General features: G+C 47.5%; 13 protein-coding genes. 4 read left to right on the forward strand and 9 right to left on the reverse strand.

What is annotated here, in order from left to right:
• The 9 genes from V3S16_RS17235 to V3S16_RS17275 form a co-directional block, all read right to left on the reverse strand.
• Positions 1–768, reverse strand: a 768-nt coding sequence (locus tag V3S16_RS17235) for a uroporphyrinogen decarboxylase family protein (RefSeq protein WP_413887200.1), incomplete at its 3' end; no start/stop codon positions are given.
• A 78-nt stretch (positions 769–846) separates the two neighbouring features.
• Positions 847–1506 carry a DUF2284 domain-containing protein gene (locus V3S16_RS17240; RefSeq protein WP_413887202.1) on the reverse strand — a complete coding sequence of 220 codons (660 nt, stop codon included), beginning with the start codon at positions 1504–1506 and terminating at the stop codon, positions 847–849.
• 256 nt (positions 1507–1762) lie between these two features.
• Positions 1763–4444: a nitric oxide reductase activation protein NorD gene (locus V3S16_RS17245; protein WP_413887204.1), complete on the reverse strand. Its 2682-nt coding sequence runs from the start codon at positions 4442–4444 to the stop codon at positions 1763–1765.
• An 8-nt stretch (positions 4445–4452) separates the two neighbouring features.
• Positions 4453–5283 carry a CbbQ/NirQ/NorQ/GpvN family protein gene (locus V3S16_RS17250; RefSeq protein ID WP_413887206.1) on the reverse strand — a complete coding sequence of 277 codons (831 nt, stop codon included), beginning with the start codon at positions 5281–5283 and terminating at the stop codon, positions 4453–4455.
• Between the two features lie 6 nt (positions 5284–5289).
• Positions 5290–5733 carry a hypothetical protein gene (locus V3S16_RS17255; RefSeq protein WP_413887207.1) on the reverse strand — a complete coding sequence of 148 codons (444 nt, stop codon included), beginning with the start codon at positions 5731–5733 and terminating at the stop codon, positions 5290–5292.
• A complete protein-coding gene (locus V3S16_RS17260; protein ID WP_413887209.1) occupies positions 5730–6341 on the reverse strand; it encodes a GTP-binding protein in 612 nt (203 codons plus the stop codon). The genes V3S16_RS17255 and V3S16_RS17260 overlap by 4 nt, the downstream gene beginning before the upstream one ends.
• A 15-nt stretch (positions 6342–6356) precedes the next feature.
• A complete protein-coding gene (locus V3S16_RS17265) occupies positions 6357–7373 on the reverse strand; it encodes an MtaA/CmuA family methyltransferase (protein ID WP_413887211.1) in 1017 nt (338 codons plus the stop codon).
• Positions 7374–7964: 591 nt separating this feature from the next.
• Positions 7965–8492, reverse strand: coding sequence for an OsmC family protein (locus V3S16_RS17270; RefSeq protein ID WP_413887213.1), 528 nt, complete (start codon positions 8490–8492; stop codon positions 7965–7967).
• A 316-nt stretch (positions 8493–8808) separates the two neighbouring features.
• Positions 8809–10311, reverse strand: a complete 1503-nt coding sequence (locus V3S16_RS17275; RefSeq protein WP_413887215.1) for a sigma-54 interaction domain-containing protein — start codon at positions 10309–10311, stop codon at positions 8809–8811.
• A 247-nt stretch (positions 10312–10558) separates the two neighbouring features.
• Between V3S16_RS17275 and V3S16_RS17280 the strand changes: the two genes are divergently transcribed.
• The 4 genes from V3S16_RS17280 to V3S16_RS17295 all read left to right on the forward strand — a co-directional run bounded on the left by V3S16_RS17280 (position 10559) and on the right by V3S16_RS17295 (position 13412).
• A complete protein-coding gene (locus V3S16_RS17280; RefSeq protein WP_413887217.1) occupies positions 10559–11239 on the forward strand; it encodes an ArsR/SmtB family transcription factor in 681 nt (226 codons plus the stop codon).
• A gap of 209 nt (positions 11240–11448) precedes the next feature.
• A complete protein-coding gene (tsoC, locus tag V3S16_RS17285; protein ID WP_332369874.1) occupies positions 11449–11730 on the forward strand; it encodes an NEPxGxxU motif selenoprotein TsoC in 282 nt (93 codons plus the stop codon).
• A gap of 45 nt (positions 11731–11775) precedes the next feature.
• Positions 11776–12300 (forward strand): hypothetical protein, encoded by a 525-nt coding sequence (locus V3S16_RS17290; protein WP_413887219.1) that lies wholly within the window; start codon positions 11776–11778, stop codon positions 12298–12300.
• Positions 12297–13412, forward strand: coding sequence for a (Fe-S)-binding protein (locus V3S16_RS17295; protein WP_413887221.1), 1116 nt, complete (start codon positions 12297–12299; stop codon positions 13410–13412). The genes V3S16_RS17290 and V3S16_RS17295 overlap by 4 nt, the downstream gene beginning before the upstream one ends.
• The last annotated feature ends 199 nt before the right edge of the window (positions 13413–13611 follow it).

Genomic DNA, 13611 nt, shown 5'->3' on the forward strand with positions numbered 1-13611 from the left:
CTGCAACTCGTCAAAATAGATCCCGTTGCCGCAGTTGTGGTGAACCACAAGCGCCCCTGCATCTTGAATCGCTTGACAGCATTTTAACATGCCTTCGCCTTCAAACTCTCTCCACAGATCCTTGCTCAGGATGCTCTGGGAGGCGTAGAGGTTGTCATAGCAAACCCCGTGGGCGCCGGCCTCAGCCTGGGCCAGCGCATAATCAAGCAGCACCTCATCCATAATCGCAAGCGCCTCTTTTACTTCATTGGGGTGCTCTATCAGATCCATGAAGAAGGCCTCGGGCCCGCGCATCATGCTCAATGTTCCCAAAGAACCGTAGACAAACCCAAAGAGTGCATGAGTTTGACCCACCTCCTTGGACAAACCGGCCATCATGTCGATGATGCCTTTCATGCGCCCGGACTTTCTGGGATCGATTTTTTTTATCTTCTGGTAGTCTTCAGGGCCTTTGATGAACGGGTCATCATAGTTGGGGTGGGCCGTATCCATTTCAGGGTAAACCACCTCACAACCGAAATCGCCGGCCTCAACCGTTAGATCCACCAGGGCGACGACCCCGTCAAGGCCTAAGAATTCAATTGAGTCCACATGTCCCTGGACCATCGCCTCGGTGTTGTCGCACCTGGACCAGTCAGCGTACGTAATCCCTGAAAATCGGTGCGAGGCGCCGCACACCAGCGGCGCCACAGCCACTCTGTCATGTTCCTTAAACGTTCCTGCGGCTGCCACCCGTTCAAGGCTGCTCATTTCATCTTTTGGTGCCATTTTTCTTTCTCCTTTTTTGTTTGATTGATGATTGTACACCAGATTTCCGGAGTCCGGAAACCGACATCCTTGTGTCCCTTAATCAACCAGGACCAATCCGCTCCAGATGATTTCTTTTTTGGGCGGCATCTCAAAAGGAAGTCCCGCATTGATGCTGGTTTTGAGAACATCGATTCCAACCCCTTCCATTGACGGCCGGGCCTGATAAGGACGCCGGCAAGCTTCTTCAGAATTAATCCCTACACACTCGGGGCAGAGCAGGCACTCACCTCCGCTAAGCCCTAAGGCATATGGGAATTCGAGTGACATGGCCATCGATTCAACTTCATTCACCAACTTATGCAATCTGATGGCGGCAATTTTCATGTTATCCAAGTCCTGGTACAACTCGGTCTTATCACCCCCTTTCTTTTTTGGATTTCCGGGCGCTGCCACATATTGCAGTACCGCTTCTTTATCGTGTTTATCCGGATCTCCATTAATTGAACTTTGCATCTGCACCAGGAGAGCCGTGTGATACCGCTTTAGCACTTTGGCAAATTCTTCCACCGGCAGAACATTGGGTGGACAGGTCAGGCAGTGACCGTAATGCGGGCAGAGCGGTATCTGGCATTTGGCCCTGACCCGTTCATCCACAGCAACCAATTGTGCCGAAAAAGCCTTCACTTTAAAGGCGCCCTTTTCGAGGGCGAATTTTTCCAACTCCCTGATTTTTTTCTTCTGCTCCGATTTATTCATTTTCCTATAATGGGTACTTTATAAAACACGTACTTTTTTGGTTTGTACCTGCGGGCATTAATCATATTCTGGTTCAACATGACCTGTTTCGTCTTCCAGCATTTTGGGCACATATAGCGAGATTTGAGCCCTCTGTAAGGCCCTATATATCTGAGTTCCATGTGAGACCGGCAGGATTTGGTTGCACAATGCGGACATATAAAATCCGCCGGGTTCCTGCATTTGTGACAGACTTCCATCTTCTCACCCCCTTTTTTCAAGTTGTCAGGCGCTTATAAATTAACGGCAGCATGGTCGGTAATGCGTCCAGATTATCAATCAGAATATAATTTGATTCGCCATACATATAGGGCAGATAATCCCTGCTTTTTTTATCAACCGTGATACAGAAAAAGCTGATTCCTTTGCGCCGGCCCTCCCATAAGGCCCTGCGGGTATCCTCGACGGCATAGACGGCATCTCCGTAGTCAACATCGTAAGGCCTTCCGTCCGAGAGCAGAACCAGAAGCCGAATGCGAGAAGGCCGCCTTTCCAGCAGGGAGGTGGCATGTCTGATGACGGCCCCCAGTCGGGTATGTTTCATTGGGCGCATGCTTTCAAAGCGCATCTTTACCTCTTCGGTAAAGGGCTTGTCGAAATCGCGCACGATGTAAAAGTCCACCATGTCCCGCCGGTTGGTTGAAAATGCGTAAACGGCCCACTGGTCGCCCAGGCTTTCAAGGGACTCCGCCATCAGGACCAGCCCTTCCTTTTCGATATCGATGATGCGTTTCCCTGAGGGAAGCTCGGCCCCGGTGGAGTAACTCATGTCCACCAAAAAGGCGACCGACACGTCCCGCAGGTTTTTTTCACGCCGGATATACACCCGATCCGAAGGGGTAATACCCGCATGTCGATCCACCACCGACTCAATCAGGGCATCAAAATCAATGTCGTCACCCCGTTCTTCACGGAAAAAGCGCTGTATGCGGTCGGGCCTGAGGAGGCCGAAATATCTGCGCAAAAGGCTCACCATCCCGTAATGCTCCTCAATGACCCGATCGTAGAAGAGCGACGGACTGGTTTTAGGCATATCCATTTCTCTAACCCGGCACCACTCGTGCTTGTAATCGTCCAGCTTATTATCCCACTCGCTGTAGTAAACCACCCGCCGGAGGTATTTTTCACTCTCCATGTCGTCCAGGACTTGTTGAATCCGCTCGAAGAGGTCTTCCATCACTTCGGGATCATCGAGTTGCCACAACACCATATTGGATTCCAGCGCTTCCGTATCTTCAATTCGGTTGATGGCCTCTTCAACCTGGTCAGGGGTTGTGTCTATCTTTTTGTCAGCCAGCCGCTCGACCATGTCCAGTATCAGCCTTGACATATCAGACCGCGTATTCTCTACCAGCGCAAAATCGAGTACGCCGCGGTAAAAAAGCCGGTCGCGAGTTTCAAGGCTCTCACCGGCCGCACCGTCATTGCTTTTTTCAAGATCGCTACAGATTTTTACTGTTAAATCGAGGACATCTGAAGTTGTGTATCCGACAGTTTTTAAAAGCGGCAACGCCTTGCGCAGTGATCGCGTCAGATGATCATCATGGCTGCCAAACAATGAATTATCGTTGTTTTGAATGACACCAAAACTTAAGGACTCAAAAACGGACATTTTATCCGGGCTGCTTTTTTGTTGCTGAAGATAAGTGTTCAAAATAGCACGCCGGTCTTTTTCAAGGCCGGGATACTCGGATCCCATCAGATAATCCACGCGTTCATCTTCCAGGAATTCAAAAATTTTAAGGGCCAGGATAGGATTGCTAAATTCAGAAAATTTCTTGAGTTCGCTGAGCTTTGCGGTAAATGTTCCAAACTGAGTGTGGGCCAGCTCGTGGGCTAATGCCAGTTTATAGGTTTTGAAGTTGAGTTCTTGGTCTACAAAAATCGCAATATTTGAAGGCAGAAAGATTCTTATCCCGTCGGAGACCGCGAAGAACCTGCCCAGCCCGGGAAGGTTTTTGTAAAACAGGGAAGCCGACCTTAAGAGCACCCTTCGGCCGGTTAGCGCCTCTGCATAAGAACGCAGAACCGTATGAATGTCTTGAAGCTCAAGCCCTTTGACCAGTCCATCTATCGCTCTGATGCTCTTTCCGGTCTGGAGAGAAAAAAACGCGTTGCCCTTTTCTTTTTTATCGTCGGTAACTTTTAGCCCCTTCTCAACCCACTGTTCTAAATCGTTAATTGTAAGACGAGCGAGAATCTGAGGGGCCGACTTAAAGTACTGGGTGGCCAAGTCCATTCTTTTAGCCTTACCGGCATCGGCTCCTACGGCCAGAAGGCTGTGGGCTCCATATCCCGCTTTGATGCTGGGGCTTTTTTTGATCAGATGGATGCCAAGGCGCGCCCACTGCTCAAGGTCGCAGGGATCGATTTTTTTGATGACTTCCGGGCTGGAATTAAAATATTCCTTGGCCGCCTTGCGCGACAACCCGGCAATCTCCATGCCCAGAGAAGCCCAGAGATTAAAGTTATCGGTGCCTAACTGTTCAAGAACCGCGGGGCTGGATTCAAAATAAAGGATGCCGGCATCCAGGGCCGTATGGCCGATATCGTGACCGTGTCTCAGCCATTGAACGATAAATCCGGGTTCCATTTCCGATATTTGGGATATTGTCTTTAGAGCAGCCCGGGCAACACTCCACTTGGCCTTTCCCATTGAGAGAAACACGTTAAGAGCGTCGAGTCGGGTGGGCTTATCCTGGATGGCCGATAAGGTGGCACCGCCTGAACGCAGCAGCCGGGTTGAAAATGATGGGTCAAAAGAACCGAACAGTTCGACCACGGAAAAATAGGCCTCCAGCCCTTTTTCATCGAGCAGAGGGCTCAATTCTTCTAAGCTTTGTGCCAACAAGTCGGCGTTTCCGAGCTTTTCTTCCAGTTTTTTTGTCACTGGAATCATGGGCCACCTTACACTATTGACGAGGCGATTTCCTCGAGCGTCTTTTTGATCTGCGGGTCGTCTGTGACGGGATCTATCATAGCAGCTGAACAGGCCCGCCGCTGCTCAACCCCGTTTCGAATCAATACGCCCGCGTAAATTAACAGGCGGGTGGACACTTCTTCGTCCAGGCCTCTATTTTTCATTTCCCGGAACTTTTCCGCTATTTTCCTCAGATCTGCGGCATTCTTTTTATCAACCCCGCTTTCATGTACGATGATTTCTTCTTCCAGGCCGGCGCAAGGAAAATCAAATGTAATGGTGATAAACCGCTGCTTGGTGCTTTGCTTCAGATCCTTAAGTACGGTCTGGTAACCGGGGTTATAAGAAATGGTCAGCATAAAATCGTCGCTGGCTTCCATGATCCGGCCGCGTTTTTCCATAGGCAGGATCCGGCGGTCATCGGTAAGAGGGTGGATCACTACCGTGGTATCTTTACGCGCTTCAACCACTTCGTCGAGATAGCATATGCCGCCGTATTTAACCGCCAGGGTCAGCGGACCGTCCTGCCAGCGGGTGGAGCCGCCGTCAAGCAGGTAACGGCCGACCAGATCGCTCGTGGTCAGGTCTTCATGGCAGGCAATGGTGATCAGGGGCGCGCCGATTTTATAGGCCATATGGGAAAGAAATCTGGTCTTCCCGCATCCGGTGGGGCCTTTAAGTAAAAGAGGCAAATGGTTTTCATAGGCAATCTTAAACAATTCAACCTCGTCCTTTACCGGCAGATAGTAAGGTTCCTCTTTTATCAAGTACTCCTGCATGTTTTCTTCAACTGCAGTTTTTCTCAAAGGTTTAGCCATTTTTCCTCATGTCATTTCCGGTTGTTGTTTTGGATAAGGCTTTTTCTTCATTCCGAATTTTGCCAGTACGCTTTTTAAAGATCTCTCTGTTATGTCTTTGACAGCCTCCTTGCCCAATCCATAAAGCACCGAGTTTATAACCAAGTTAAAGGAGTACAGGGGCTGTCCGTCCCGTCCTTCTACCGTTACATCGGCAGGGTCACCAACGGTGTTGGCATGCAAAAACCCCGTATCATGGTCAATAAAGGCCTTGATGTGCCCGATGTCTTTGGCACCGGATTCCACACAGAACTGAATGACGGTTATCATCAGCTCGGCAGCGAATTTGCGCAATGCCTCGGCAGTAACAGCCTTTTTGCTGGTCACCGAACAACCCAGTCCATAGCTGTTTATACCTTCATGCAGCGGACTGATGGGTGCTAAAAGATCATTTGCGTCCTTGGGTTTCACGCCGTAAAATCCCGCACGGCCTTAACAATTATTTCGAAGCCCTGTCCCGTGCGGCTCGAGAGCTTCATGATTTTTGCATCCGGATTGATACCCTGAACAAATTCTTTGGAGTATTCAATCTTATCTTCAGGCGCAGCATCGACCTTGTTCAGGGCGATGATGTCCGCGTCCTTCAATTGGGTGGAAACCAGCCGTATCAGGGGGTCGTAAGTCAAGAACTTCTCCGCCCGAGTGGTGTCAAACAACACGATGGTGGGGCCAAAAGTGATCTGGAATTTTGCCGCTTCAGGCCCAACCGCTTCTTTGATGGCATTGGGAACCGCTATCCCCGTAGGCTCGATGATGGTGATATCCGGCTCATAATTTTTGGCCAGCAGCCCCAATGTCTTGCGCATAGTGCCCGCCACCTGGCAGCAAATACAGCCCCCGCCGATATCTTTTACTTCAAGACCGTACTCCTGCATCACCTTTCCGTCTATCGGCACCTCGCCGACATCGTTGACCAGTATGGCCACTTTTTGACCCTCTTCCGCAAGTTTTTTGCTGAGGGCCAGGATTAGGGTGGTCTTTCCGGAACCCAGATATCCGGCTATTTGAACAAGCTTCACGTCACTTCTGCTGGTTTATTTTAGGGCACTCATCAGTGCTTCCATATTTTCTCTGGGCACCTCGGGCCATATATCACAGCCGGGCCATACCGCATCGGCGCCCTCATTCAGCGAGGCCTTCATCGCCGGTCCCACATCTTCGGGCTTGCCCTGATGAAGGACCTTCACCGGATCAAAATTGCCCAGAACAATGACATCGGGCCCCAGTTTTTCTCGGGTGTCCTTAAGGCGATTTTTTTGGTCAACGCTAATGGCATCGGCTCCGCAGTCGGCCATGTCTTCGATGATGGCATTGGTATCCCCGCAGATATGCAAAATAGCAGGACGGGGCATTGCGGATATAATTCTTTCCTGGTGAGGCTTTATGAGGCTTTTGAAACTCTTGGGGCTTAAAACATCGGAGGTAGCGCCCATTTCCCGCAGGGTGAAATAGTCCGCCCCGGCATCTTTGTAAATATGGAAAACTTTAATGATGGCATCTGAAAGTTTCTCCAGCAGCTGATTCGTCTTTTCAGGTTCCAGAAGCGACTCTTCCAACAGATCATCGAGTTCTTTCACCTGGCCCGCCAGGGTAAAGGGCCCAATGACATACGTCCCGATGGCGACCTCATCGCCCAGGTCCTGGCGCAGCGCTTTAATTGCTTGCGTCACGACCGGTATTCTCCCGGCATGTTCCAGATCAGACGGAATTTGGAGGTCATCAGCATCTTTCACAGGCTTTTTTTGCATGGTCGGATAAAGAAGGCCTTCCACATCGTCATAATAGTTCATCGTTGCCCCGAGCGCTTCTGCCTCTACCCCCAGATCGAAGGGTACAACCGCACACTCAAAACCGAATTCACGGTACATGCCCGCTGCGGCCTTTGCCATCAGCTCCGGGTCTCGGTGAACCCTGGAGAAAACAATTCCATATTTATCGAGCATCGGTACAATAACATTTCCCATGCCGCTAAAAATCGGCGGACGCCCCACATCTTCACCGTTCAAAAACTTCAAAACCCTGTCTCGCGGGGTTAACGATTTAGTTGACATACATTCTCCTATTAATATTTTTTAATGAAATTCTGTTGACCTGTTTCCAGGCCGCAACCTTTATTCAAATGAAGCCGTAAACTGAAAACAGCCCCAATGGACATCGTGTTCCATAGGCACGCAAAAGGCATTACGCAAGCAACGAATGTCTTGAAGTTCACCCGGTGGTTAGCCTGTGAAATTTAGACTGTTGATAAAGGTAACCTGTACAACAATGCCGAAGTGGAAGGTTTTCCTGTAGGCAAATAAAGGGATTTGATGTTAAAGACATTCGAGGCACTGCTGACCAAGGAATAACAGATAAACATCTATGGCGGATAGTGCAACAGGAAAAACGACTCCCCCAGCCCCTGGGCCATCTGCGGAACACCATACTGAGGACCTTATTTTTTTCTATAAGGCCCTTAACCATAATATCCACACCCTTCTGAGCAAAATTTGTTCTGAAATTGGCTGCTGCTAATGATGCGAACCTCAAGGTTGAAGGAGCCCTCGCAATATTTTCAAAACCAGGTGCACAGAGGCCGAGGAGAAGGTCTTCTAAATCCTTTTCGACATTTTCAAGATCGACCGGCTCAAGATTACCTGCGTTTATAAATCAAGCGTGGTTTCAATCTCGATGGGTCTTGAAAGCGTTACACCTACAGGTGATGTACCAATTACATGATTATGGAGCTCATTAAGTGTCTGGGCGTCTGCGTCACTCTTAATCTTTACCTTGGCTTTGAGGGTTTTATACCCTGGAAGCTTGTCCATGTTCATTTCTTCCGGGGCCTCCAGTCCAAGAAATCCCGGCAGATCTATTTCGCCTTCAAGATCAATCTGGATATCCTCAATATTTATTCCCCTGACGGCGGCGTTCATGGCATACCCTATTGTCAGACATGCCCCGTATGCCTGAAGAATCATTTCTACCGGATTACAGGCGGTATTTGTTCCACACAACATTTCCGGTTCGTCTACGTTTAATTTAAATTCCCTCGAGCAGGTCTCAACCTTGAACCCGCCCTTCCAATTTGTGGATGCCGTCCATACTGATTTTCCCGCCTCCCAATTCTCTTTCACGCCCTCCACCACCTTCATAAGGCTCTCCATATTAAGTCCGTTAATTACTGTCATACCGGTACCTCCTTTTCTTTAATTTTTAATTTTAAAATACTTAATGCAATATTTATTCCAGAACCATTTAAGAGTCCATAAAAATGAGATTTATTTGAGTGGATTTATAAATTATTCTATGAAAACAAGTACTTTTCACGCCAAACATATGGCCTTTTCGAACAATCATGGGTTTGATAGAAGCCGATGTTGAGAAGAAAATCGACCCTTAAGATTGCAAAATGCAATATATTTCTGGAGACTATTCCGTTATTGAAAGAAAAAACTAGGTAGGCATCTGGTATTCTAAAAGATATTGTGTTATTGCAAAATGCAATTATGCCGGAATCTGGTAACTTTTCAATTTTCTCCATAGGGTAGCGGGATCTAACCCGAGCATCCTTGATGCTCTCTTTTTATTCCCACCAGTAAGATTCAAAACCTTCAAAATATGCTCTTTTTCCAAATTCTTAAGTGTCAGGTCTCTTTTTGAAGCATCGAACCGTGTAACTATCTCCAACGGAATATCTTCCTTACGGACCTCGTCAGTCTCAGCAATTACCACAGCCGCCTCCATGGTATTTTCAAGCTCCCTGATATTACCTGGCCAGGCATAGTTAACAAGTACATCCATGACATCTTCTGAAATCCTTCTTATGTTTTTGCCCACCTTTTTGCTGAATTTATCCATGAAGTATCTGGCGAGCAGTGGTATGTCACCTACCCTCTCTCTTAATGGGGGCAGTGATATCCTTATTACATTTAACCTGTAATAAAGGTCTTCCCTGAATTTTTTTGATTTTATGGAAGCTTCAAGATCCTCATTGGTTGCAGCAATGATCCGTATATCTACAGCGACAGGCCGGGTACTCCCGACCTTGAAAAATGTGCTGCCCTGGAGAACCCTTAAAAGCTTGACCTGGAGATTTTTGCTCATCCCGTCCACTTCATCCAGAAAAATAGTGCCGCTATCGGCTGCCTCAAAAAGGCCCTTCTTATCCGTATAGGCGCCGGTAAAAGCTCCCTTCACATATCCGAAGAGTTCTGACTCTAAGAGGTTCTCAGGTATTGCAGCACAGTGAACGACAATAAAGGGCTTATCTTTTTTCATGCTGTTAAAATGTATGGCCTTTGCAATCAGTTCTTTGCCAGTGCCGCTTTCCCCGTATATCAGTATGCTTGATGGGACATCTGTTACTTTTCTGACGATATTGAGAACATCCATCATCTTCGAACTACTTGTGATGATTCCCTGAAAGTTACTGTACTTATTTTGCTCTTCCGTTTCTTTTCTGGTATTTTCAAACAGGAGGGCATTTTCTATGGCGAGACCAATGGGCACTGTTGCAGTCCGAAGTATATCCAGAAGTTCCATGTCTGGTACATAAGGGACATGGGTAATAGCACACAGAACCCCCACCACCTTTCTCTTTGCTTTCAACGGCAGGCCTGCATAAAACTCCATCCCCTCTTTTTTGATTTCATCCCTGGTGAACCTTGGGTCGTTAGATGCCTTCTCGAGGATAATGACCTCTTTATCGAATTGTGCGATGTTACCACACATGCATTCACCAACCTTGACTTTATTCTCAGTGAGATCCCTTACTGCTTCATCTGAGAGGTTTTTAAAAGATATGGGAACCAGCTCAAGTGTTTCATCATTAATTATGTAAATGACACCCGAGTCTACCCCCATAAAGTCAATTATCAGTTCGAGGACATCCTCAAGAATCGCCTTTAAGTCGAGTGATTTACCCACCGTAAGGGCGATCTCGTAAAGAATGGAGAGTTTCTTGTTTTGTTTTTCTAATATCTGTGGTGTGATTAAATCCTTTGCCATAATTCTAGTCTAAATTTTTATATAACTTATCATGACTTTAAACTCTAATGGTATTGCAGGCATTTTTCAATAAAAAATGAAAGTATTTGAAGAATATCCTCTTAATATTAGCAAAAAACATGCCTGAAAAATCATTTTTTCCGATTATTTATTTTATTAACGTTGGCTGTTTTTGTCTTGACAAAGGGATAGGTCTAATTTAGTATTCAATTAATCAACTAATATATTGATTACTTGAGGTGTTGAAATGAAAAACCCAAATCGAATTTTTAAGGATGCCATCTATGAGCAGTTTGCGCGCATCGGAAAAGCGGTCTCCAGTCCTAAGCGATTGGAACTCTTGGACCTCCTTTGCCAGGCGGAGCGAACGGTCGAGGTCCTCGCTAAAGAATCAAGCCTTACCCTAGCCAATGCCTCCCAACATCTGCAAGTTCTCCGGGCAGCTCGTCTAGTGGAGGCAGACAAGCAGGGGTTGTTTGTAATCTACCGTCTGGCCGATCAGACCGTCTGCGAATTATTCCGCACCATGCGCATGCTCGCTGAAAGCAGATTGGCGGAGGTTGAGCAGATCAAACGCCGGTTCCTGGAGGGCAGAGAGGGTATGGAGCCTGTGGATCGCGAAGCGCTCCTTGGGCGCGTTCGGGAAGGAGCGGTGACCGTCTTAGACGTTCGGCCGGTCGAGGAATACAATGCCGGACACATTCCCGGCGCCCTGTCCATCCCCCTCAAAGAACTAGAGCTGCGTTTGTCCGATCTGCCTCCCGATCAGGAAATCGTCGCCTACTGCCGGGGTCCTTACTGCGTTCTTTCCGTTCAGGCCGTTGAGATGCTTCGTGATAAGGGTTTCCACGCAGTACGTCTTGAGGAGGGCATCCAGGACTTGCGGGCCATGGGGTTTCCTATCACAGTGGAAGAAAGGGCCAAATAGCACCCCTCACGACCTTAACGCCAGAATATGGTCGAACCAATTGGAAACAGGATAATGGAGCCGGTCCGGCATGAGTCCTCAGGGACTTGGCGGCCCGAATGGCTGGAAAGCTCGGCTATAACAATGTGTTCCGTGATCCCAAATGTTAGTGATCAGTGGCGATTTAGGAGACAATCGACAACTATTAATAAACCATATTGGAGGTAAGTATGCTGAAAGTCAGATTTTTTCTTAACGAACCCAGAGGAAAGCCGTGAAAGCATTTCATAGATATGATGCCCAGGCTGGGCGAAAAGTACGACATTGAAATTGAAACACTCTCTAAACCCAAAGCGGAATTTATGACCGATGAGTATTTTGAACTTGATTTGCCGGCGGCTCCGGCGATTATGGTTGGAGAGGAAATCGTGGTCGAAGGAGCCGATATTCCGGAAGATAAGCTGGAGATGGTCATCGGCAGACATCTGGGGATAGAACTATCGGTTAAATAGCGGTTTTTTGCACAAACTTCTTAAAGGGAGTTAAAGCGGATAAAAATGGAAAACCTGTTATACACAATAAATCTGGCAATCCATATACTGGCCGCAATTTTGTGTGTAGCGGCACCATTTTACCAACTGCGATGGGTCAAACTGCGGGGAAAATTGGGGTACCCCATCATCTACCCTTTTGACAGGGTAATCGAAAAGGTGCTTAGCCTCCAGCCGAGACTCTGTTTCGCTTTTAACGTTACTTTGATTGTGACGGGTTTTGCCTTTCCTCTCATCCACTATGGGTTTCATGGAGCATGGAGGGAAGTCAGCAATCTTGTCCTGGCCATCTTCTCAGCCAAAACAATTCTGGCCTTTAGTGGGCTTGCCCTTCTCGTACATGGTGTCTGGATTCTGGATCCTGAGATACAAAAGACCTTTGCCACCTTCTCTCCCACAGAACAGCCACCCGATGAGTTGTTGAATCGATTCTGGGCACTCCGTACCACACGTAAAAGAACCTGCCAGCTCTGCTTCGGGCTGGCGCTGACCATTGTCATAATTACTCCTATCTTAAGGTTTTATAAATGAGTGCGACGGAAAAAATTATAGAGTCATGCGACGATTGCGGCGCCTGTGTGCGCACCTGCACTTTTTTGCGCCATTACTGTGATACTCCTAAGGAGCTGGCTAAGCGCTTCAAGCGAAACCCGCTTGAAAACATCGATATACTTTACTCATGCTCTCTATGTGGACTATGTCAACGTGTCTGCCCCCTGGATCTGTATCCGGGAGACATGTGCCTTGAGACCAGGGAGAAGCTTTTCCAAACCCGGCAGCGGGAGCCCCTTCCTAACGATTTTGTTTATAACCACATTATTCCGCGATTAAAGAGCTTAAGGAATCATCAAATCATCAGTACATCGCCATTCTTTACCCTGAGTAAGATAAGCAAGGAGAATAAGTCAGCCCCCAAGAGCGCCTTTTTCCCGGGGTGTTCACTGCCCGCTTATTCGCCTAGGTTAGTGCTAAAATCTTATCAATATCTACAACAGAAGATTCCAGAAATTGGGATTATTCTCAATTGTTGCGGTAAACCAAGCCGGGACCTTGGAGATAAAGGCCGGTTTCAAAAAATATTCGAAGGAACCCTCCAAGAGTTTTCTCGACTTGGAATAGAAGAGGTGGTGGTTGCATGTATTAACTGCCATAAAATGTACCGAGAGAACAGTGGTGTCAAGTTACGAACGATTTACGAAATTATGGCGGAAATGGGTCTGCCTGAATCCATTTCGGGAAAAGAGCAGGAGATTACAATCCACGACTCTTGCCCGGCCAGATACAGACCCGAAATTCGAAATGCAGTGAGACATTTGGCCTCTCAGATGAATTTCAAGATCAGCGAGATGAAATTTAAAAATGAAGCGACGCAATGCTGTGGAGCAGGTGGGTGCTCGCCACTGGGCAACACAGCCCTATCTGACAGACACACCAAAGCCCGGATAGCCCAGGCAAAAAGCCAGGTAGTTACCTACTGTGGTCACTGCCGAGAGAGATTTTCATCCTATGGTTCATCTCTGCACATTCTTGATTTAATCTTCGGCGCTGCATACAACAAACATATTGATGAATACCATGATAGCTGGCAAAATTGGCTGAACCGATGGTATTTAAAGAAAAGATTTCAGCTTATGAAAATTTGATCGTCATGTCACAACTCCAGACCTCGTAAATAATGACAGATTACTGGGAAAATTTTGGACAAAATGCTCCATTTCTAATCAAAGAGTTGGGTTCAAAGGTTCAATGTTCAAAGGTTCAGAGGTTGATTCCCTCATTTAATTACCCCTATGGAATCAATGGTATAGGGAAAAAGTGCGAAGCGATTAACCTCTCCGAGGC

It is taken from the genome of Candidatus Desulfatibia sp., assembly GCF_036446775.1.
GTDB lineage: Bacteria > Desulfobacterota > Desulfobacteria > Desulfobacterales > UBA11574 > Desulfatibia_A.